This is a genomic window from Cohnella cellulosilytica, from assembly GCF_042431195.1.
Lineage (GTDB): Bacteria > Bacillota > Bacilli > Paenibacillales > Paenibacillaceae > Cohnella > Cohnella cellulosilytica.
On record NZ_JBHMDN010000024.1, the window covers coordinates 1 to 21581 of the forward strand.

The 21581-nt window shown below is 56.7% G+C and carries 15 protein-coding genes; 5 read left to right on the forward strand and 10 right to left on the reverse strand.

The genetic code is table 11. The features are described from left to right. Positions 1-306: 306 nt before the first annotated feature. Complete coding sequence (locus ACFFT4_RS18275; RefSeq protein WP_378050060.1) at positions 307-1416, forward strand: helix-turn-helix domain-containing protein; 1110 nt, start codon at positions 307-309, stop codon at positions 1414-1416. A 190-nt stretch (positions 1417-1606) separates the two neighbouring features. Here the strand turns inward: ACFFT4_RS18275 and ACFFT4_RS18280 are convergent, their stop codons facing one another. The 5 genes from ACFFT4_RS18280 to ACFFT4_RS18300 form a co-directional block, all read right to left on the reverse strand. Further along, complete coding sequence (locus ACFFT4_RS18280) at positions 1607-2989, reverse strand: glucosidase family protein (RefSeq protein WP_378050062.1); 1383 nt, start codon at positions 2987-2989, stop codon at positions 1607-1609. 186 nt (positions 2990-3175) lie between these two features. After that, on the reverse strand, positions 3176-4024 hold the full coding sequence (locus ACFFT4_RS18285; protein ID WP_378050064.1) for a carbohydrate ABC transporter permease: 849 nt from the start codon (positions 4022-4024) through the stop codon (positions 3176-3178). Then, positions 4002-5063, reverse strand: coding sequence for a carbohydrate ABC transporter permease (locus ACFFT4_RS18290; RefSeq protein WP_378050066.1), 1062 nt, complete (start codon positions 5061-5063; stop codon positions 4002-4004). Before ACFFT4_RS18290 ends, ACFFT4_RS18285 begins: the two co-directional genes overlap by 23 nt. A gap of 12 nt (positions 5064-5075) precedes the next feature. Next, positions 5076-6353 (reverse strand): ABC transporter substrate-binding protein, encoded by a 1278-nt coding sequence (locus ACFFT4_RS18295; protein WP_378050068.1) that lies wholly within the window; start codon positions 6351-6353, stop codon positions 5076-5078. 60 nt (positions 6354-6413) lie between these two features. Then, positions 6414-7478 carry a LacI family DNA-binding transcriptional regulator gene (locus tag ACFFT4_RS18300; protein WP_378050070.1) on the reverse strand — a complete coding sequence of 355 codons (1065 nt, stop codon included), beginning with the start codon at positions 7476-7478 and terminating at the stop codon, positions 6414-6416. A gap of 318 nt (positions 7479-7796) precedes the next feature. Between ACFFT4_RS18300 and ACFFT4_RS18305 the strand changes: the two genes are divergently transcribed. Next, on the forward strand, positions 7797-9578 hold the full coding sequence (locus ACFFT4_RS18305) for a glycoside hydrolase family 36 protein (RefSeq protein ID WP_378050072.1): 1782 nt from the start codon (positions 7797-7799) through the stop codon (positions 9576-9578). Positions 9579-9674: 96 nt separating this feature from the next. Here ACFFT4_RS18305 and ACFFT4_RS18310 read toward each other — a convergent pair whose 3' ends face one another. Continuing rightward, positions 9675-10175: a hypothetical protein gene (locus ACFFT4_RS18310; protein WP_378050074.1), complete on the reverse strand. Its 501-nt coding sequence runs from the start codon at positions 10173-10175 to the stop codon at positions 9675-9677. Beyond that, entirely contained in the window at positions 10172-10933 is a 762-nt protein-coding gene (locus ACFFT4_RS18315) for a MerR family transcriptional regulator (RefSeq protein ID WP_378050076.1), read from the reverse strand. Before ACFFT4_RS18315 ends, ACFFT4_RS18310 begins: the two co-directional genes overlap by 4 nt. Positions 10934-11281: 348 nt before the next feature. Between ACFFT4_RS18315 and ACFFT4_RS18320 the strand changes: the two genes are divergently transcribed. Together ACFFT4_RS18320 and ACFFT4_RS18325 are read left to right on the forward strand one after the other, a co-directional pair. After that, on the forward strand, positions 11282-12256 hold the full coding sequence (locus ACFFT4_RS18320) for an ABC transporter substrate-binding protein (protein WP_378050078.1): 975 nt from the start codon (positions 11282-11284) through the stop codon (positions 12254-12256). Next, a complete protein-coding gene (locus ACFFT4_RS18325; protein WP_378050080.1) occupies positions 12256-13308 on the forward strand; it encodes an NAD(P)/FAD-dependent oxidoreductase in 1053 nt (350 codons plus the stop codon). The genes ACFFT4_RS18320 and ACFFT4_RS18325 overlap by 1 nt, the downstream gene beginning before the upstream one ends. Positions 13309-13766: 458 nt before the next feature. Here the strand turns inward: ACFFT4_RS18325 and ACFFT4_RS18330 are convergent, their stop codons facing one another. Further along, positions 13767-17237, reverse strand: a complete 3471-nt coding sequence (locus ACFFT4_RS18330; protein WP_378050082.1) for a glycoside hydrolase family 2 TIM barrel-domain containing protein — start codon at positions 17235-17237, stop codon at positions 13767-13769. 24 nt (positions 17238-17261) lie between these two features. Then, complete coding sequence (locus tag ACFFT4_RS18335) at positions 17262-18149, reverse strand: AraC family transcriptional regulator (protein WP_378050084.1); 888 nt, start codon at positions 18147-18149, stop codon at positions 17262-17264. Between the two features lie 256 nt (positions 18150-18405). Here ACFFT4_RS18335 and ACFFT4_RS18340 point away from each other — a divergent pair, with 256 nt between their 5' ends. Next, positions 18406-20559, forward strand: a complete 2154-nt coding sequence (locus tag ACFFT4_RS18340; protein ID WP_378050086.1) for a glycoside hydrolase family 3 C-terminal domain-containing protein — start codon at positions 18406-18408, stop codon at positions 20557-20559. 186 nt (positions 20560-20745) lie between these two features. Here ACFFT4_RS18340 and yidC read toward each other — a convergent pair whose 3' ends face one another. Continuing rightward, positions 20746-21561: a membrane protein insertase YidC gene (yidC, locus tag ACFFT4_RS18345; RefSeq protein WP_378050088.1), complete on the reverse strand. Its 816-nt coding sequence runs from the start codon at positions 21559-21561 to the stop codon at positions 20746-20748. Between the last annotated feature and the right edge of the window lie 20 nt (positions 21562-21581).

Here is a 21581-nt window from a genome sequence, read left to right on the forward strand (position 1 = left end):
ACCTTAGGGTTTCTCCACCAGTTGCCCGCCAGCTACGAGGCGACTTGGCTCTTACCTCGACCGGACTTACACCGGCTAGTTGTGCCTAACTTGGCTAGGCGCGCAATCGTCAAAAAAGGCCCGTCCTTGGTACAATGAAACTATCGAATCACGGCCTGGAGCGGAGAAAACGGGAGGATGACATGGAAAACCACGAGGATTGGATAGCCGAGTGGGCTTCGGATCGACGGCCAGCTTTTTCTATACGAGTTATTAAGGCATATCTATGAGGAATCTCCGAGCGGCGAACCGACTGTCGAAGAGAGATTGCAGCGCACAATCGCATATATGCAGGAGCATTACAACGAAGCTCTGACGCGCAAGCAGCTGGCTCAGATTGCCGGGCTCAGCCCGTGGCACTATTCGCGCAAATTCAACGAATATCGCGGCATGCCGCCGTTGGAATTTCTGGCGCGTTACCGGATGTACCGCGCTCAGGAGCTGCTGCTGCTGACGTCCGCGACGATGCAGCACATTGCCTGGCAGGTTGGCTTCGAGGACGTCCATTACTTTAGCCGTCGTTTCAAGCAACTGACGGGCGTATCTCCCAGAAACTGCGGCCTGCATCCGACAAGCCGCAGAATCGTTGCGCTGACTCCGCTCTGCGCCGACATGCTCATCCGGTTCGGAACGATCCCGCACGCCGTGGCGGCCACTCCCCTGCTTCTGACCGAGCGTCAGCTTCGGCAGTTGGAAGAGCATCGCATCAAGCTGCTCCCGTCTCCCCAGTTCCATCTCGACACGGAGCTTATCGCCCGGACGCAGCCGGACTTGATCATCGGCGCGTTCATTACGGAAGAAGTCCGGATGAGATTGCGCGCCATCGCCCCCATCATTTCCGTTGACCACTCCGACGCGGAGCTTCTTATCCAACAATTGGCGGCCTTGTTCGACAAAGAAGCGGAAGGCCGAAGCCTGCTTGCGCAGATGCAGCGCGAACGGGAAGCCGCGCGCAGCAAGCTGTCGCCCCTCCTCCAATCCCGCGCCACCGTCATGGCGCTCCGTGTGGAGCCGTTCGGTTATCGTTATCTGGGCGGATACGCCAAGGGAATTTCCGAGCTGCTGTACCGGAATCTCGGATTGTCTCTGCCGGAGCCTCTGAAAGCGGGGGAAGCCTGGTTTAATCCGTGTTCCCTTGAACTGCTGACGCAGGCGAACCCGGACTATCTATTTGTGGAAAAACGGGTCATGGAGCATTTCGACGCGGAGGCTAAAATGAACGAATTAAAACAAAGTCCCGGATGGCAGCGGTTAAAAGCGGTGAGGCTGAATCGGGTGTTTTACGTGGATACGCGCCAATGGGTGGAGGGGTACGGAGCGGACGGGCAGAAAATGCTGCTGGACCAAATTGTCGCTGCGCTTACCGCCTCGGTCTGATCGGGCGCGCCATCCGGCGCGATTCGCGATGTCGAGGGGGCGCGGAGTCGCAGCGTAGGCTCGAGGGCCGCGGCGAACAATCGAAGGCGACGGGGTGACGCCATTTATCGGCGATCGGACGGTATGCCACTGCCAACGGAGCAGCGGCAAGGTTCGCCCGATCGCCGGGGATTCCCTGTATTCGAGAGGACTACCGCGGCTCCGATACCCGGTGCGTCTCTCCTTGCGCAACTTCTACGACAATGTAACTGAACGTTTCGCCGTGCTCGCCGGTTTCCCGCTCGGCCTTCACGGCCTCGCCGTTGCGAAGAAGCGTATCGTGCTCGCCGGAGAATGCCGCCTTCCAGAGGATCGGCTCGCCGGACTGCAGCGTCATCGCGCTCTCGCGGTTGCCCGTATGCCGAACGGCAACGTCCCGGCCCAGAATCGGAACCTGTCCGAGCTCGGCCCATTCGAGCGAATCCGGCAGTTGCGGCAGCGTGCGGATCCCGGACGCGCCGTTGCCGGCAAGACCCATCAGACCGGCGGCGATGGAGCCGACCACGCAGTAGGACACCTCCGGGTATTCCCGGCGATGCAGCGTCGGGTCGACCAATTCCTTCAGCTCGGCGTACGCTTCCTCGCGCTCGCCGTACTTATAGAAAATATCGGGCAAATAGGTTTTGCCCTCGACGTTGGAGACGCGATGGACTTTGACGTCCTCCAGCGTCCTGCGCCTTTTCTCGGAATCGTCGATCGCCCCGTAATAGAGCGGGAGGAAATTGCCCTCCGCCATATAGGACGCTTCGAACGTGCGATCCTGCAGCATCGCGCCGAAGAACCGGTTCCGTTCGGCATCCCACCACTCCTTCTCGTAATACCGCGCAAGCTCATGGGCCTTCGCCTCGAAGCGCTTCGTCCCTTCGTCGTCGCCCCCAAGCCCGGCCAACCGGGCGTAGGCCCGGTAACCGGCGATTTGCGCGGCGATCAGGTCGCCGCCGATCAGCGGATGAACGCCCGCTTCGTTAAACGTCGCCAGCCCCCGACGGCCGTATGCCGGGTAATACTCCGGAATGCCGTCGCCGTCCTTGTCCCACGTCTGCAAATATTCTTTTAACGTCAGGCGGAAAAACGTCCGCAGCTTGTCGTCGTTCACGTAATAATCGTCGCCCGTCCACAAATACTGGCGCCAGCAGGCGTCGATGATATCGAAGTTGGCCGGGAGGTTGTACCAGAAATCGGCGTCGCTCTCGTAGTCGACCGGGGCGGGCAGATTGTCTTTCGTAATTTCCCAGTAGGTGCACCAGTCCCGCGACTCCGCGATGTTTTCGGCAAAACGGTCCATCATGTTTTTCGTGTGCAGGCGCAGCCCCAGCGCGGCCGCGCCGATACTGTGATGCATCACGTCGCGGATGCAGAACGCCTCGCGCTCCGGCAGGGCCGCTTCGTACCACAGGCCGACCGCATCCTCGCCGAAATGGGCATACGCCAGCGCCTGGGATTTGGCCCATTCGAACCCTTCGTTTAACGCCCGATCCGCGGAAGCGAACACAATCGCGCCCGCGCTTGCTTTTACAGCTTGATTCAAAGTCATATCTCGTCTCTCCCGTCTTGCATTGCTGCTAGGGCGTGTCTGCATACTCCGAGGACAGCAGATTATGCCGAATTTTCGTTCCATGCAAGGAACTTTTGTGAAGGCGTACCGGGGGTACGTCAAAGGGTCGAAGCAGGGGGCGAAAAGGCGGTGAAAGATGTCCCTGAGCGGGTTTGCATACACGCCCTAGCTTTCCTTGGAACCCGAGAAGGTCAACCCTTCCATAAAGGCGCGCTGCGCCAGGAAGAACAAAGCGATGCAGGGCAGCGTAATAACGATCGCCGCCGCCATCAGCAGATTCGTATCCGTCGAATACGTTCCCTGGAAGCCGGCCAGACCGAGCGTCAGCGTCTTCCACTTGTCGCTGTTCACGTAAATCAGCGGTCCCATGAAGTTGTTCCACGAGCCCATGAATACCATGACGCCGACGGCCATCAGCGCCGGCTTGGACAGCGGCAGAAATATTTTCAGCCAAATCTTGAAATAGCTGCAACCGTCGATCAGCGCCGCCTCCTCCAGTCCGACCGGAAGACGGGCATAGAACTGGCGCAGCAGGAAAATATAGAAGGCCGATCCGAAAAACGCAGGTACGATCATCGGATACAGCGTATCGAGCATGCCCAGGTTTTTGAACAAAATGAATTGCGGAATCATCGTCACTTCGCCGGGCAGCAGCATCGTCGAGAGCACCAGCACGAACAGGAACCCGCTGCCTCTGACCTTCAGCCGGGCGAACGCGTAGCCGACCAGCGAACAAGAGAGTACCGTCCCGATGATCGGGAAGGCCGTCGTCAGCACCGAGTTGACCAGATATCGGCCGAACGGCATCGCCGTCAGCGCATCGACATAGTTGCTCCAGCGCCAATGCTCGGGCCACAGGTTCATTCCCGAACGGGCGACCTCCTCCAGGCTGCGCAGCGAGGTGGAGAACATCCACACGAACGGATACAGGAATATCGCGGCTCCGATCAGCAGCAGAGGATAGGCCAGCCAGTGCACGCTGCCGGTTGCTTTACGTTTTTTTGAGGCGGACACGGCGTTTCTTCCTCCCTCCGTCTTGTTCGGACTCGTAGTATACCCACAGCGCGCTGCTGCGGAAGACGAGCGCGGTGAATATCAAAATAATGACGAACAGCACCCAGGCCAGCGCGGAGCCGTAGCCCATCTTGAACCACATGAAGGCGTTCTGGTACAGATAATAGGCGTAGAACAGCAGCGAGTTGTTGGGGCCGCCGTCGATCATGAACCCTTGCGTGAACGTCTGGAACGCGCCGATCATGCTCGTCACCGTATTGAAGAACAGAATCGGCGAGATTTGCGGCAGCGTCACGTGCCATACTTTCCTCGCGGTCGTCGCTCCGTCGATCTCGGCGGCTTCGTACAGGCTGCGCGGAATGTCGGACAGACCGGCCAAATAGATGATCATGTTGCCGCCGACCGTCCACAGGCTCATGAGAATGACCGCGGGCATGGACCAATGCGGGCTGGAAAACCAGCCCGGACCTTCGATGCCGACAAAACGCAGAAGCGTATTGACAAGCCCGACGTTCGGGTTGAAAATCCAGATGAACAGCACCATCTGCGCAACGCCCTGCACGAGCGTCGGCAGGTAATAAATCGTGCGGAAGACGTAGATGCCCCGCAGCTTCAAATTCATCAGCAGCGCGATCGCGAACGACAGAACGACCTGCAGCGGCACGCTGACGATCGTGTAGTAAAACGTGACCGTGAGCGCTTTGTAAAACATCGTATCCTTGAACAGCATGTTATAGTTGTCGAGACCGGTCCACTGCGCCGCGGTAACGACTTCCCACTTCGTAAAGCTGATGTAGACGGAGAAAATCATCGGCCCGATCGTGAACAGCAGAAATCCGATGATCCAGACCGACACGAACATATAGAAGCTTGCCGTCTTGACGCGCAGAATTTTTTTCCTGACCAGGATGCGGGTTAAGACGAAGAGCAAGGCGTATACTGCGACAATAAGGGTCAGAAAAGGGAGAAGCGGCAGCAAAGCTGCCGGCATCCCCATCCCTTCATACCCCTCGTACAAAGCTTTGATCAATCCGTTCATAGGCCGCTCCCGTTAATCCTGCTGCAGAATTTTGTCGATTTTCTCGGCCACTCTCGGGAACACTTCCTTGACGTCGTGATCGCCGATGCCGATCGGCGTCATGTCGTCGATCGCCTTCATCTCGTTATTGATCTCGTTGGTGCGTTTTTGCGCTTCCTGGACGTGCTGATTTTCCGCGGCAAACACGAAGGCGTTCAAGTTTTTGTCCGGGAAGATCGATTCGAACGAGCTTGTCGCGCCGGCCAGCACCGGAATGCCGTATGCGCTCTTGTTGCCGCCGATCACCTTCTGCGCTTCTTCGTTCTGCGTCATATAAGTGATGAACGCTTGGGCCGCTTCCGCGTTTTTGCTGTCCTTGCTCATCGCCAGACCGTTGACTTCCTTGGAGCCGCCGTTGCCGGGGAACGGCACGAGATCCCAGTTGAAGCCTTGCACGTCGGCCATCTGCGGCAAGCTCCACGGACCGAAATCGGAGTACATGCCGATGCGGCCTCCCAGGAACCAGTTCGTCATGTTCTGGCCTTTCCTCTCGGTGTCGTTCGGCACGAGCCCTTCCAGCTTGGTCTTGACGATAAACTCTCCCGCCGCGACCGCTTCCGCATCGCCCAGCGTGGATTTGCTCAGATCGTCGCTGTAATACTGGCCGCCGAACGCGTAAATCCAGTTGCCCAGCCACAGCGGCTCCGAGCCGAAAATCTTGTCCGCGCCTTCGCCGGAAGTGATCTGCTTGGAGATGTCGTAGAACTGCTCAGGTGTCATCGGCTCGGTCTTGCTCGGAAGCGGAATGTTATTCTTCTCGAACAGATCGACGTTGATCGCCATCACTTTAGGCTTGATTACGAAAGGAGCCGCATAGACCTGGCCGTCCAGGCTCATCGAGTCCAGCAGCGTCGGCGAGCTGAACAGCGATCCGTCGACCTGCAGCGGCTGGAAGGCGCTTGCAAAGCCCGGCAAGTCGCCCCCGGAGATCAGAATCACGTCGGGAGCCGTTCCGCCGGCGATCATCGTCTGCAGCTTCGTCAGATAGTCCTTCTGAATCCATTGGCTTTCGACCTCGATGCCGGGCGTCGCGCTCTGGAAGCTGTCGATCGCTTGCTTGATGGCGTCGGCCTCGGTCTGCGCGCCCCAATAGGCGAATGTGATTTTTCCTTTGGGCGCTGCCGCGCCGGTCTCTCCGGACGCTTGCGGGCTGCTGCTTTGCGCTTCATTATTATTGCTCTTGCCGCCGCAGGCGGATACGATCGACGCCAGAAGCAGCAGAGATATCGCGATAAAAGACCATTTTTTCATAGTAAATACCTCCGGAAATTGGTGGACAGTCTGTCTTCCCGACGACCGCCACGGAGGCCTCTAGCTGTCCTCTGTTCGGGCGGTCGTCCGAATTTGCGCGCCGCAGCTGTCTCTGACGATCAGCTTGGGCGGGAGTACGATCTTGAGCGGCACTTCTCTGCCGCCGATGCGTTCGAGCAGCAGCTTAACCGCGCTCTGACCCATTTGTTCCGTGAAAATTTTCACCGTCGTTAACGGCGGATCGGTATAGGCGGCCATCTCGATGTCGTCGATGCCGACGATGGCGATATCCTGCGGCACCCTCAAGCCGGCTTCCTTCAGCGCTCTGCCCGCGGCGATCGCCAGCGGGTCCGAACCGATCAGGAACGCTTCCGGCAAGTCGCCTTTCTCAATCGCTTCCTTCATCATCTGATAACCGACGGACATGGAGAAGTCTCTGCCGATATGAACGTGCTCGCGCAGGTACAAATTGCGCTGCTTCATGTAAGATTCGAAGCTGCTCTGCCGCTGATCGAGCGAATCGGTGCCGGAATCGGAGCCGAAGCGGATAATGAAATCCCGCGAGCTCAGCAGGCCGATGCGGGTATAGCCGAGTCCCGTCAAGTAGTCGAGCGCGATTCGAGTGACTTTGTCGAAATCGACGACGACGGAGTCGAAGCGGCTCTCGTCCGGCGAGTAGTCGACGAACACGACGTTCCGGATTCGACTGAAATACAGGTTGTACGGGTCGAATTCAAATTTGCCGATGACAATCAGGCCGTCGAGCCCCGAGAGGCTCTCGTAGGAGGCCTGATTCGCCCAACGAATCGTCCGGGTAATATGCAGCCCCAGCTGATTGAATTCCTTCTCGATCCGCAGCCGGATGGACAGGTAATACGGGTCCTCGTACTCGAACTGCTCCGAGCAGAACGTAACGAGGCCGATCTTGTAATCCTTCAACTGCTGCGCTTCCGTCTGCCGATTCGCACGCCGCGGACTCGCCTTGTATTGAAGACGGTCTGCCGCGGCATATATTTTCCTTCTCGTTTCCTCCTGGACCGACAACGACGAATCTCCGCTCAGTACCCGGGACACCGTAGACGGAGACAGGCCGACCAAGCTTGCGATATCACGAATGGTAGCCACGACTTAATCACCTTTTCACTTCATGATCGGGAAACATCCCTCCCATCCATTTTAGTATTCCCCTTAATCCCTGCCAACCAAAACATTTTAGATTACTAAACATTACTAAATAATGTTGTGGACTCACTATAACAAATCCCCAAACGTTTGGCAACCTCTTTTTTGATTCCGCTTACACCCTCTTTTCGACATTACTTTGACCCTGTCCCCCTTATTCAAGGCAAAGTTTCATTCTATTGTTTACTAAACATTTCGTAAAATGTATACTTGGGGAGAATCGTTAGGAAGAGAACATTTGATAAGCTATCAGGAGGCTTTATGACAACATTTACGAAAATCGACTGCCCGACCGTCGTTGTCGCCAGCGACAACCCCCTATTCGAAAGTGCCGTTCGCATCGACGCGATCGAGGATCGTCTATTCCTCGTCTCGGTTGCGCTGCAGGCTCCGCGCCAGGAAAAGCTGTCGGGATGCCGGATCGAATGGTCCGTTCCCGCGGCGGACGTTCACGCCATGTGGCATCCGGGCAGCGAACGCAGCAAAGCGTTCCAGGTCGATTGGGGCAGCGGCTTTCAGTCCAAGAGCACCTCGCTCGCGCCGATAGCCAGCCTCTATAACCTGGACGGACGCAATCGCTTGACGTTCGCGTTTTCCGACGCCTTGAATGAAGTCACGCTAAAAGCCGGCATTCACGAAGAGGATTCCACGTTCCTCTGCTCGGTGACGCTGTCCGGGGAGGCCCTGCCTCCGACAACCCGCTACGAGGCTGTGCTGCGGATCGATCTCAGGGATATCCGGTACGATCAAGCCATCGGCGACGTCGCGGCCTGGTGGGAGACGCTGCCCGGCCTTCAACCTTCCCCCGTCCCTTCGGCCGCCCTGCTGCCGATGTATTCGACCTGGTATTCCTATCATCAGCAGCTGGCGTCGGACGAGCTGGAGCGGCAAGCCTCGCTTGCCCAAGCGATGGGCTGCGACAGCATTATCGTCGACGACGGCTGGCAGACGGACGACAACAGCCGGGGGTACGCCTACACCGGGGATTGGGAAGTGTACCGCGGCAAGATCCCGGATATGAAGGAGCATGTCGACAGCATCCATCGGCTCGGCTTGAAGTATCTCCTCTGGTACTCCGTCCCGTTCGTCGGCACGCGCAGCCGCGTATGGAGCCGCTTCGAGAATAAGCTTCTGCGCGTCGACAGCAGCCTGAACGCCGGCGTGCTGGACCCGCGCTACCCCGACGTGCGCGAATATTTGATTCGCACCTACGAGCGGGCCGTCGCCGAGTGGGGGATCGACGGATTAAAGCTGGATTTCGTAGACAGCTTCAGCGAAGATCCCGATCAACCGGCAGGAACGGCTCCGGGCCGGGACTGCTTATCCGTGCCGGAAGCGGTAGACCGGCTGTTGTCCGACGTGATGGAGCGGCTGCGGGCGATCAAGCCCGATATTATGATCGAATTTCGGCAAACGTACATCGGGCCGCTCATGCGCAAGTACGGCAACATTTTCCGGGCTACCGACTGTCCGAACGATTCGATCCAGAACCGGATTCGCACCCTCGATCTTCGCCTGCTATCGGGACGGACGGCGGTGCATTCCGATATGATCATGTTTAACCCGCACGAGCCGACGGAAAGCGCGGCGATGCAAATGATCAACATCCTGTTCTCCGTTCCGCAAATTTCCATGCGGCTGAACGAGCTCGGCGATGATCACCTGGACATGCTGCGCTTCTGGCTAGCCTTCTGCCGGGAGCAGCGCGACGTGCTTCTCCGCGGCGACCTGTCTCCGCGGCAGCCGGAGCTGCTCTACCCGCTTGTATCCGCAAGCAAGGACGACAAGCGGGTGGTCGCCGTCTACGCCGACATCGTCGTGCCCGTCGAACGGCCTGTCGCCGAGCTGTTCCTTGTGAACGGAACGTACAACGAGCGTCTCGTGCTCCGCCCCTCTATCGCTCCCGCACGCTACCAAGCGCAGATCAAAGACTGCCGCGGCCGGATCGTGAGCACGCAAACGCTGGAGCTGGGACAAAATCTGATCGAAATCGCCGTTCCGAAGGCGGGGCTGGTCGCCTTGCTCCGAACCGATTCGCTCTGATTCCCCGCCAACCCGCTTTAACACGATGAAAGCCGACCTTCTCCCGTCTTTGGGGAGTGGTCGGCTTTTGTCTTTTGTGCTTTTAGGCAATCATTTTCACGGGGAGGCAGTGTAGGGGGTGCCTGTTTCAAGATAATGAATAACAAATTCAAAGGCTTGCTCCAAAGTATGTACATCCCAGTTATCGGTACGAAAGCTTCGATTTCCCGGAACATGATGGTGGTGATGCGGTTCTGTATCCATCTTGAACTTTTCCGGTGTCCCGGGCCGATTATGCGGATCATTTCCCCAAGAGGAGATATGATTGAATTGCACGCCTTGCTTGGGGATGATGATTTTCCACATGTATTGATACTCTCTGACGCAGCCGTCTTCTCCGTATTTTTCAATCGCATGCAAACCTGTAATTCCATGAAACGGATGTTCAACCAACGGAAAGATGACTTCCATCCGTTTAACCGACCGGTCATAATCGCCGTACACCGAGTTCTTTTCATTATAATTTTTATATGGCTGAATCCATTTTCCGTATTTTCTCATGATACTTCCCAGATCCGCAGGATAGAGACGAGTGGGAAGGATGCGTTGTTTGCTCACTGAGCTCGCGTCCCCCCCATCAACTTGAACAGTTCAGCCTGTTCCTCTTCGAGGTCCTTCCAACGAAGAAAATCTGCCGGGTCGTCCATGCTGTCCCCATCATACTCTCCAAATTGGTCCGCACACGTTTTCTTCCCATACTTTATCTGATACGCACTAATTTCGTTATTAATTTCCAAGAGACGCTCTTGCGGAGACTGGTTGCGCATTTTTTTGCTTTGAAAATTCATACGCATCAAGAAAGAATAAGTCGGGTCGCTCATGATTTCAATCAGATATTTCGGATATTTACGCTGTGTTCCATTCTCCACCAATTCCATGCCTTGCTTGGCATATTTGCTTATCGTCACCTTCGAAACGCCAAGAGAATCCGCCATCTCTTGCGGAGTAAGCAAGTAAGAGCTATGGTAGTCAAATTGGATACTCGTACCGCCAAGCTCGTAGTACCAGTGCTCAAAGTCAATTTTGAGTTTTCCGAAATCCAGGTCCGATATGGGGTATTCGATATGAGCCAATCGTTCAAGCCAATTCATCAGGTTGCTATAATGTTCCGAAGTAAACAAATAGGCAGGCTTAACCATGGACAGGACGTCGCGATCCATGTTGATGGATTTAACTTTGTCCGCGGACATCGTAATCAAAACCATAATTAATTTATCAAAAATGAAATGCGTTTCCTTCTCGATAATCGGCTCAGCTTTGTTGTCGAATCCGTATTGGATCTGATTTTTCGTTGCTTCATAAATCGCCAAGCTCATTATGCTCATCCCTTCCTCTTACCTCCATTCTAATGCAGAGTTAATTATTATTCAATATCATTCACTTAATGTTTTATTATTTTCGTTAATAATGTATGTCTATTCTTCTTCAAAATCAGAAGAGGTCGGCCTATTAGTAGAATGTCCTTCATTTTGTCCCTGTAATCAACTGCCGCAAACCGGATACCAACAGTGATAACAACCTAATCTCCTCCGCGCCTGCCGTTCTCTCCGACTGCGCGCACAATTATCCAACCGATTAAGCACGATTCGCCATAGAAAGCCTTCTTCCAATTTGATAATCTTTGAAAATAATAATCATTATCAACTGCGAGGGGCGAGCAAGAGATGTACGGAAAGCTGATGAGATTCGGGGTACTGATGCTGGCACTGGGGATGGCGTTGTCCGCCTGCTCCGGCACATCCGGCAAACAGGAGGAAACGGCGGCCGAAAAGACGGGCAGCGTCGCAACGAAGGTTGTTCGCGACCAATTCGGCGAGGTGACCGTCCCAGTTCAGCCGAAAAATATGCTGGTGCTGGATTCCATCTATGCCGAGTGCTTGATCGAAATGGGCGTCACGCCGCAGCTGGTCTCCTTCGTACCGGAGATCGAGCCGGAATATCGCGAGCCGTATTTCAACGACCACGGCGTCAAGATGATTGCGGCGGAGCAGTATCAATATAACTATGAACAGCTGCTTCAATTGGCTCCGGACATGATTCTGCTGAGAGGAGCGGGGCTGGAGAAGGACGCGTACGACGATCTTACGAAAATCGCGCCGACTGTGGCGTTGGATTCCAATAGCGAGATTGAGGATGCGATCCCCAAGCTGGCCGACATTTTCGACAAAAAGGAAGAGGGCTCGAAGGTGCTCGCGGAATACCGGGAGAAAGCCGGGCAGACTCGGGAGAAAATTGCGGCGGCCATCGGCGACAAGACCGTGATGGTACTGCGCGTAGAGCATAACCGGTACCGGTATATGGGAGCCAAGTCGAGCGACAGCAGTGCGTTCTTCTATCAGACGCTGGGATTGAACAGCCCGGAAGCCATTAAGGATTCCACCGACTGGTTTAATCAGTTTTCGTTGGAAATCTTGCCGGAAATCAATCCGGATTTCATTTTCCTCGAGGATCGGGTGCTTGTAGGCTACGATACGACGAAATCCATGAAGGAGTTAAAGGAAAGCAAGGTATGGAACGGTCTCGAAGCCGTGAAGAACGACCGCGTCTTCCCTCTGAAAACCAACGATTTCACAGTGGGCGTCGGTCCGGTGGGGTCGGTTCGGCTGATGGATTACATCGCGGAGAAGCTGGCGCCTTGATGGATACGCAGCAAGATTGGGACATCTATGACGTGACCATTGTCGGCGGCGGACCGGCGGGGATGTATGCGGCTTTCTACAGCGGAATGAGGGCGATGCGCACCAAAATCATCGAAGCCAAACGGGAGTTGGGCGGCTTCATGCGTACTTACCCGGAGAAAATCGTCTGGGACGTCGGAGGCGTAGGCCCGGTCCGGTGCGAGCGGCTAATTGAGATTCTGGAAAAGCAGGCGAGAACGTTCGATCCCGCGATCGTCTTCGGTCAGGCGGTAGCCGGGATGAATCGACGCGAGGACGGGGTTTTCGAGCTGACCTCGACGACGGGAGAGCGGCATTATACGCGGACAGTGATTTTATGCGCGGGAAGAGGCATGACTCAGGTCCAGAAGTTGGATATTCACGGAGCCAACCGCTACGAGCTCGCCAATCTGCACTACACGATCACGGACTTGTCGAGATTTGCGGGCAAGCGCGTTCTGATATCGGGCGGCGGGGACTCTGCCGTGGATTGGGCCAACGAGCTGGAGAAGCTGGCGAAGGAGGTAATCGTCGTTCATAGACGATCGGAATTTACCGCCCACGAGCGGCCGGTGGCGCAGATGCGGACGTTCGCCAAAGTTCTGACCCCCTACCGCATCTCCGGCCTGTACGGCTCCGCCGATCGAATCGCGCGAGTCGCGCTGACTCATACGGAGACCGGGGAGCCGGAGGAAGTCGAGGCGGACGAAGTGATCGTCAGCCATGGATACGATCGCGATTTCGGGAATCTCGTGAATTGGGGGCTGGAGCGCGAGGATTACGGAGTGTCCGTCGATGCGAAAATGCGAACGAACCTGCCGGGCATCTTCGGCGCGGGCGACTTCATCACTTACGGCAGCAAGGTTCGTCTGATCGCCGGAGCGTTCAACGATGCCGTGCTGGCCGTCAACAGCGCCAAAATGTTCCTGGAGCCCTCGGCGACGGATATGGCGGGCGTCTCCTCCCACAACGAACGTTTTTTCGAGAAGAACAAAGCGGTGATCGAGGAAGAGAAACAGCGGCAGCAGAACTAGGAGCACGGATGGCAAGCGGCGGACGGGCGCAGAATGAAATCTTCGATCGGCGCCCGAGCATCCCGGCCCGGGTCATAGTTCGGAACGGCTTTGCCGGAACGTACGATCAATTGGCCGAATACCTGAAGAACCGTTCGATATAGCCGCAGCAGAAGAGGCTGTCCCATAAGCCAGGGCAACTAAAATGATCGCAAAAAGAATGGGGATATATCTCCTGTAGAGCGAAGCGCCTGCCTCATACGGTCATGAAATTACCCTGCTATGGGTTAATCTAATCCAAATTTCATGACCGCGCTTCGGGGTCCCCGGAAAGTAATCGGAATAAGCTGCGAAGCTTCTCGTCACTTTCTGGGGTACATTGTAGCGGAAGGAGATATATCCCCATGGTAATAAATCGATCATTTTTGTTGTTGCCCGCTAATGACTTATAGGACAGCCTCTTTTGCTATTTATCGCCGTTAACGATCACTCGCAAACTGGAACCACTTGAAATCGAACTGGCTGCCCGGCAGGAACACGAAGGTGACCGTCTGCGGGCCGACGACGCGGGCCAGCTCGAATTCGCGTTCGCAGTAGCCGTCGGAGCGCGGGAACTCGATGATCTGCCTGGACTCCCCCTCCGGCCCGGCGAACAGAATATGGAGAGTATTGTTGTCCAGCGGAGAATGCCCGCATAGAACCAGCTTCGCGCTTCCCTCGTCCCCGAAATCCATCTCCCGGTAGACCAGCGATACGTTGTTGCCGATCTGCTCGATGGCGTCTTCGGTCGGGACGAAGGAATCGCCGTAGATCTGGTCGTTATCGAGCGCCCCAAGACGCTCATAGGCCTTGTTGGGCTTGGCGAACGCGAAGCCCTTCAAGTGAATTTTGCGCCGCAGGACAAAGCTCAACGAGGTTACGCCGCGCAGGCGCCGGGGCAGCCGGTAAGTCTCCTCCTGATAGACGTTCCAGCGCGACGGCTTCCGGTAAGAAACCCGGGTCAAGAGCGAAGACTTCGCCCCGCCAGGGATCCCCTCCCAGATTTCAATCGGGAATTCCTCGCCGTCCAGAGCAAAGATCGGAAGCGTCAATTCGTCCGAGCCGTAGCTTCCGAAGTCGATGTTCTCGAAGCAAATTCGGCTTTCCCCGTCCCTCGCCGTGGCCACGCCGCGCTCGTTGCCGTTCGTCAGATTCTCGCTGGCCCCGCTGTGATAACCGGCGGATACGAACTCATACGGATTCAGATAAGCCTGTCCCAATCCTTCGGTATGAAATTCCATCAGCGAATACAGCCGAACACGCTCGGCACCGTTCGTCGCGGCGCAGCGAATGTAGATCTCTCCGTCTCCCAGAGCCGTAACGACAGCCTCCTGCCCGTTGACTTCAAGGGCGGCGATGTTGGAGTCGATGCCGGCGGCGTTGGTCACCAGCCACTGCACCTCCCGGTAAGTCGCATTGTCCGGGTGAAGCTTGACCTGCACCGGCAAGGAGCGGTTGTCGGGATCGAACCGGTTGCCTTGCGGGCAGACGATCTCCAGCTTGCGTACGGGGATTTCCCCTTCCGGGCCGCTTCCGGCCGACGTCTTTGGCGTCAATCGGTAATCGTAAAGCGACGACGAGACGAGGCGCTTCGCAGGGACGGACGTCAAAACAAGCTCGCCCGACTGCAGTCCCTCGGACGAGACGCGCACAACGATATCGCCGGCGTTCAAGGTGGCGGCGACAACCGCCAGCAGCTTGCCGCTGAACATTCTGCGGCTGACGCCTTTGTACGAGTCATAGTCGGTGCTGTCTCCGTTGTCCAGCCCGACCAGCCGCCCTTCGCCTTCCACGGTCACATGGACGCGGTTGTTGGCGTTATCGACCGGGCGCCCTTCCCGGTCGACGGCGGAAATCTCGACGAAGATCAGGTCGGAGCCGTCCGCCTCCAACTCGCGCTTGTCGGGAGTCAGCACGATCGCCGCCGCATCGCCGAACGAGGAACGGACATCCGTCGCAATCGCCGCGCCCTTCTCGTCATACGCGACCGCCCGCAATACGCCCGGCGTATACGGAATTTTCCACTCTCCGAGCAGCTTCTGCCCGTGCGCATGGTCGATGTCGACGACACCCATCGATACGTCGTTAAAGATCAGCTCAATCTTGGGCGCGTTGGAGCAGACCCGCACGTCGATCATCTGCCCTTCGGAGAAATCCCAATACGGAAAAATATGCACCATCGGCTTGACCCGATAATCGGTCCATTCCGCCTGGTAGATGTAGTAGGAATCCTTCTTGAAGCCGGCCGTGTCGAGCTGCCCGAAGTAGGAGTTTTTCGTATGGTAAGGCGTCGGTTCTCCGATGTAATCGAACCCGGTCCACAGAAATTGGCCGGGCGAATAGACGGCGTCCCGGTCGGCGATGATGCAGCTCTCCGTGCTCTTCGCTCCCCAGCTCGTCGAGCTGTTGCCCAGGGAGGAGCACTGCTCGTCGTCGTCCGCAAGCACCGATTGCGCCAGCGGGAAGTGGTAGACGCCCCGGCTTTGGACCGTCGAGGCCGTCTCGCTGCCGTAGATGATCCAGTCCGGATACCGCTCATGGTGCAAATCGTAATATTTCTCGGCGTAGTTGTAGCCGGCCAGCTTCACCAGATCGGCGCACTTCTGCGCGTTCTCCCAAGGCATGTAATTGGAGCCGATCGTCACCTGCGCATTGGATTTGGGGTCGTGCAGACGGACCTCGTCCCGCAGCATCCGCGTCAATTCCTGCCCGCGATCGTCGGCGTGAGTATCGTAGATTTCATTGCCGATGCTCCACATCAGTAGGCTCGGACGATTCCGGTCCCGACGCACCCAGCTCGCCACGTCCTTCCGCCACCACTCCGGGAAAAATCGGGCGTAATCGTAGGTCGTTTTTTTCCGCTCCCACATATCGAACGCCTCCGACACGATCAGCACGCCCATCTCGTCCGCCAGCTCCATCAATTCGACGGCGGGCATGTTGTGGGCGGTACGGATCGCGTTCACCCCCATCTCCTGCAGCAGGGCGATCTGTCTTCGCAGCGCCGCTTTATTGACGGCGGCTCCAAGGCAGCCGAGGTCGTGGTGCTGACAGACGCCGCGAAGCTTGACGCGCCGTCCATTCAGGAAGAAGCCGGTCCGGCTGTCGAAGACCGCTGTGCGGAAGCCGAACGCGGAAGTCTCTTCCTCGGCGATCTCGCCGCCTTCGATCAGCTCGGTCTTCAGCGTGCAGCCGTACGGCCGGTCAATATCCCAAAGCTCCGGATTCCGCACGTCGATGCGGCTGGCGACCCGCACGATCTCGCCGGGCTCCGCCGAACCGGGAACGGCGCTTTCGGCTTCGGCGATCCGTTTGCCGGCGGCGTCCAGCACGCTGTGACGCAGGATCGGCCCCATGTCGGCGGCGCTCCTCCCGCTCCCCATGACAACCTCCGTTTCCACCTCAACGGTCCAGTCGTCGCCTCCGACGTTCGTCGCGGCGATGTAGACGCCATCCGCAACGATATGCGTATCCGGGTACGATTTCAGCCATACGTTCCGATAAATCCCGGCGCCAGAATACCAGCGAGAATTCGGAGCTTCATAAACGACTTGAACGAGGATTTCGTTGCTGCCTTCCTGCAGGTACGGCGTAATGTCGAATTCGAAGGTCGAATATCCGTATTTCCAGGTTCCCGCCTCCCGGCCGTTGACGTAGAGCGCGCTGTTCATATAGACGCCCTCGAAACGCAGCGCCCACCGGAGATTCGGCGAAAGCCCGGTCAGGACGAACGTTTTGCGATACCAGCCTTCTCCGCTCTCGTACAAGTTATGCGAATCTTCGATCAGCCAATCGTGAGGCACCGTGACGGGCGTCCATTCGAAGCCGCCGGCCGCTGCCGCGGCCAGCTCGGTACCAAGCGGCTGCTTGGAGAAATACCAATCGTCGTTAAAGCTCGTTTTTCGACTCATATCGGCCCAAACTCCTTATTTTCGCTATTGGGAGGCTTCCTTGCTGTGCGAACGGCTGTCGTGCAGACGCTTGTACTGGGTCGGCGTGCACTTCTTGTAGGATTTGAACGCCCGGTTGAAGGTCGCGAGACTTCCGAAGCCCGACCGCATGGCGACTTCCGTCACCGACAGATTCGGGTCGATCAGCAGCTTCTCCGCGAACATGATGCGATGCTGATTGAGATAGTCGTAATAGGACATCCCGATGAACTGCTTGAACAGGCGGGTAAAATGAAACTTGCTGAAGCCGGCGATCTCCGCCAGCTCGTCGACTTGGACGTCTTCGGTGCAGTGCTCGTTCATGTAGTTGCAAACCTTCAGGAAGGTGTCGATGTTCTTGCGGTATTTCTGGCTCTTCGATGGCCCGGCGCGATGCTCGCCATGCATCACGTTCCGGCCGACAAGCACGAAGAACTGGATGAGCAGAGCGTATGCCGCGGCCTCCTTCAGCAGGGCATTGCCGTGGTATTCGTTCGTCAGATCCATCAGCGGCTTGCGCAGCGTCTGCCCGAGCAGCTCGTTCCGCTCGGCCGGAATCATGCAGCAAGGACGCATCAGATGGAAGGTCGAATCGAAGCCCTTAAGGTTGTACAGCAAGGAATAATCGAATTGCAAAATCATCCGTTCCCCCGCGTCCGGCGCGTGGATTTCATGCAGCTCTCCCGGAGGGATCACCAGAATATCCCCGGGGCTCAGCACGAACTTCACATCGCTTACAATGACCGTATAAATATTCTCCAGCGGCATAATGATTTCCGCGGCGGTATGCCAATGCACCGGGTAATTTTCGACTTCATGATTGAGGTACAGCCGGATACCGAAATGCTCGTCGTACGATACGGTCTCTTTCGTGCCGTTCAGAACTTTAATCACGGTTATCCAATCCTCTCTGCGGCAGGGCCTTCCGCACCTTCAAAAACCGCAATATTTGAGAAGTATAAAGCAAAATTTACGCAGAATATTCCGCCTTAAACAACTATAATATTACCAATGAAACCGTATTCATCATTCCTTATTTTCTCAACGTCTTTCATTACCTCTGTATTAAAGCGCCAAAACGCAGTCCTGTCAACGGGTATCTCCTTCGGGCGAACAATGAAATCAAAAAGGAAAGTCGGTGCACAATGCAATGGCAAAATTGATGGAAAACAAAGTAAAAATTGATCAATATAAAGAACGTGCAAAAGATTTGGTCGGCCGGATGACGCTGGAGGAAAAGGTGCATCAGATGGTGCACGCCGCCCCGGCGATCGAGCGCCTGGGCGTGAAGGCTTACAACTGGTGGAACGAGGCGCTGCACGGAGTGGCGCGGGCGGGCGTGGCGACGATATTCCCCCAGGCGATCGGACTTGCGGCGACGTTCGACGAGGACTTGCTCGAGGAGGTCGCGGACGCGATCGCGACGGAAGGAAGAGCCAAATTCAACATGCAGCAGGAATTCGGCGACACGGACATTTACAAAGGGCTGACGTTCTGGTCGCCCAACGTCAACATCTTCCGCGATCCCCGTTGGGGACGGGGACACGAGACGTACGGCGAAGACCCGCATCTGTCGGCCAGATTGGGCGTGCGGTTCATTGAAGGCCTGCAGGGACACGACGAAAACTATTTGAAGGGTGCGGCTTGCGCCAAGCATTTCGCCGTCCATTCCGGACCGGAGGACCTGCGCCACAGCTTCGACGCGGTCGTGTCCGTACAGGACCTGTACGAGACCTACCTGCCCGCCTTCCGCGCTTGCGTGGAGGAGGCGAAGGTCGAAGCGGTGATGGGGGCGTACAACAGAACCAACGGCGAGCCTTGCTGCGGCAGCGAGCTGCTGCTCAAGCGGATTCTGCGGGGCGATTGGCGGTTCGACGGCCACGTCGTATCGGATTGCTGGGCGATCCGGGATTTCCACGAGCATCATAAGGTGACGTCGAGCGCGGTCGAATCGGTGGCCCTGGCCGTTAATCAAGGCTGCGATCTGAATTGCGGCAGCCTCTTCCTGTTTTTGCTGGACGCGGTAAAGGAAGGGCTCGTCGCCGAAGCGACGATCGACCAGGCGGTTGTCCGGCTGTACACGACGCGAATGAAGCTGGGGTTGTTCGACGCTCCGCAGCAGGTTCCGTTCTCCTCAATCGGCTATGCGGAGGTCGATTCGCCCGCGATGCAGGCGCTTAACCGGAAGGCGGCGCAGGAAAGCCTGGTGCTCCTCAAGAACGACGGGCTGCTTCCGCTCGACAAATCCAGGATCGCCACGATCGGGGTTATCGGACCCAACGCCGACAACAGACGGGCTCTGGTGGGCAATTACGAAGGAACGGCCTCCCGCTATATTACCGTCAAGGAAGGCATTCAAGACTTCGTCGGACCGGACGTGCGCGTGTTTTATTCGGAGGGCTGTCATCTGTACAAGGACAGGATAAGCAATCTGGGCGCAAGCAACGACCGGATCGCGGAAGTGAAGGGCGTATGCAAGGAAAGCGACGTCGTGGTCGTCTGCCTCGGGCTTGACGCCAGCCTGGAGGGCGAGGAAGGCGATACCGGGAACCAGTACGGCAGCGGAGACAAACGCGATCTGACGTTCCCCGGCCTTCAGGAGCAGGTGTTGCGAACCGCCGTCGAGAGCGGCAAGCCGGTCGTTCTCGTCGTGCTGTCGGGCAGCGCGCTGGGGCTCGGCTGGGCGCACGATCACGTCTCGGCCATCGTGCAGGGCTGGTATCCGGGAGCCCAGGGCGGACGGGTGATCGCGGAAGCCATCTTCGGAGCGTTCTCGCCGGAAGGCAAGCTGCCGGTTACGTTCTATCGCACGATCGAGGAGCTGCCGCCGTTCGAGGACTACGCGATGAAGGACCGAACCTATCGGTATATGAAGCAGGAAGCGTTGTATCCGTTCGGCTACGGTCTGTCCTACGCCGACTTCGCCGTCGACAACGTGAAGGTCGATCTGGACCGCGTGACGGAAGAGGGCGTGCGGATTACCGCAACCGTCAGGAACAACGGCGAGGTGGCGGGCGGGGAAACGCTCCAGGTTTACGTCAAGGCGGAACGCGAGAACGCCCCGAATCCGCAGCTAAAGGCCTTCCGCAAAATTCATCTCCAGCCGCAGGAAGAACGGGAAATCTCGCTTCACCTACCTGCGGACGCTTTCGGTCTATACGACGAGGCAGGCAAGAGGAAACTCTATTCCGGGAACTATACCGTCTATGTAGGCGCATCCCAGCCGGACAGCAGAAGCCGCGCGCTCACCGGCAAATCCCCGGCTGCGCTCCCTCTGGTCTGTCCGACGGAACAAGAAGTGTAGGACGTCGGGCAAGCAAAAACGCCTGCGGCGTCCATGGGACGGCGAACGCGTTTTTGTCGGAGACGATACAGACAAGAATAAGGGTGAAACTTATAAATTCTGTATCGTTAAATCAAAAACGCCTTCTCCGCCCTGTGGACGGAGGAGGCGTTCCTGCCTGAGCCGGGCCGAACCCGGGCATCTGCTCTAAGCTGTCTTTAACGTTCTGTTGGCATACATTTTATGAAGGATTACCGTCTGCGCGATAATGAATATCCCGCCGACGGACCAATATAACGGCAGCGCGGCCGGCATCGCAAAAGAGAAAACGCCCATCATGATCGGGGACAACCATCCGATAAAAGCCATTTGGTTATTTTGATTTTGCTGATACTGAGCCGATGCGGCTTGCGACACGCGGAATTGAACGTAATAAACCGCGGCGGCAATAAACGGCAGGATCACATCCGTCTGCCCCAGGCTGAACCACAGAAAATCGTGGGCGGCAATCTCCGGGGTGCGACGGATCGCGTAATAAAAAGCAAGAGTAATCGGCCATTGCAGAAGCATTGGCAAGCACCCTATGTTTAACGGGTTGAACTGGTGCTTCTGATAGAGCTGCATCATCTCGGCTTGCTGCTGCTTTTTCGCTTCCATGCTGGCGTCGTTCTTGTATTTCTCCTTCAGCGCCTCCAACTCCGGCTGAAGGACGGCCATCTTCTCCCTCATGGCCATCTGTTTCTTCGTTTGATTCATCATCAGCGGCATGATGGCCAGCCGGATAATGAAGGTAACGAGGATGATCGATAAACCGTAATCCCCATGAAACGTATCCGCGAAATACTTGATCATGACCGAGAACGGATAAATAAAGTAATGGTTAAAAAAACCCGGAGAGTCGGCAGCAATCGGGGCCGACAGAGCGGCTGGCGAGCATCCGCCGAGCAGAAACGCGGGAATGATCGCAACCAGCGCAACGAGAACGGGCTTGGCCCGTGTGGAAAGCATCGAAAAGATATTCACAGTCTTCCTCCCTTATTGAA

Bases quoted from the DNA above. Each gene is read 5' to 3' on its own strand.
- ACFFT4_RS18290 (WP_378050066.1), bottom strand. From the start codon at position 5,063: ATGAACGGATTGATCAAAGCTTTGTACGAGGGGTATGAAGGGATGGGG.
- ACFFT4_RS18280 (WP_378050062.1), bottom strand. From the start codon at position 2,989: ATGACTTTGAATCAAGCTGTAAAAGCAAGCGCGGGCGCGATTGTGTTC.
- ACFFT4_RS18295 (WP_378050068.1), bottom strand. From the start codon at position 6,353: ATGAAAAAATGGTCTTTTATCGCGATATCTCTGCTGCTTCTGGCGTCG.
- ACFFT4_RS18340 (WP_378050086.1), top strand. From the start codon at position 18,406: ATGGCAAAATTGATGGAAAACAAAGTAAAAATTGATCAATATAAAGAA.
- ACFFT4_RS18315 (WP_378050076.1), bottom strand. From the start codon at position 10,933: ATGAGCTTGGCGATTTATGAAGCAACGAAAAATCAGATCCAATACGGA.
- ACFFT4_RS18305 (WP_378050072.1), top strand. From the start codon at position 7,797: ATGACAACATTTACGAAAATCGACTGCCCGACCGTCGTTGTCGCCAGC.
- ACFFT4_RS18325 (WP_378050080.1), top strand. From the start codon at position 12,256: ATGGATACGCAGCAAGATTGGGACATCTATGACGTGACCATTGTCGGC.
- ACFFT4_RS18320 (WP_378050078.1), top strand. From the start codon at position 11,282: ATGTACGGAAAGCTGATGAGATTCGGGGTACTGATGCTGGCACTGGGG.
- ACFFT4_RS18330 (WP_378050082.1), bottom strand. From the start codon at position 17,237: ATGAGTCGAAAAACGAGCTTTAACGACGATTGGTATTTCTCCAAGCAG.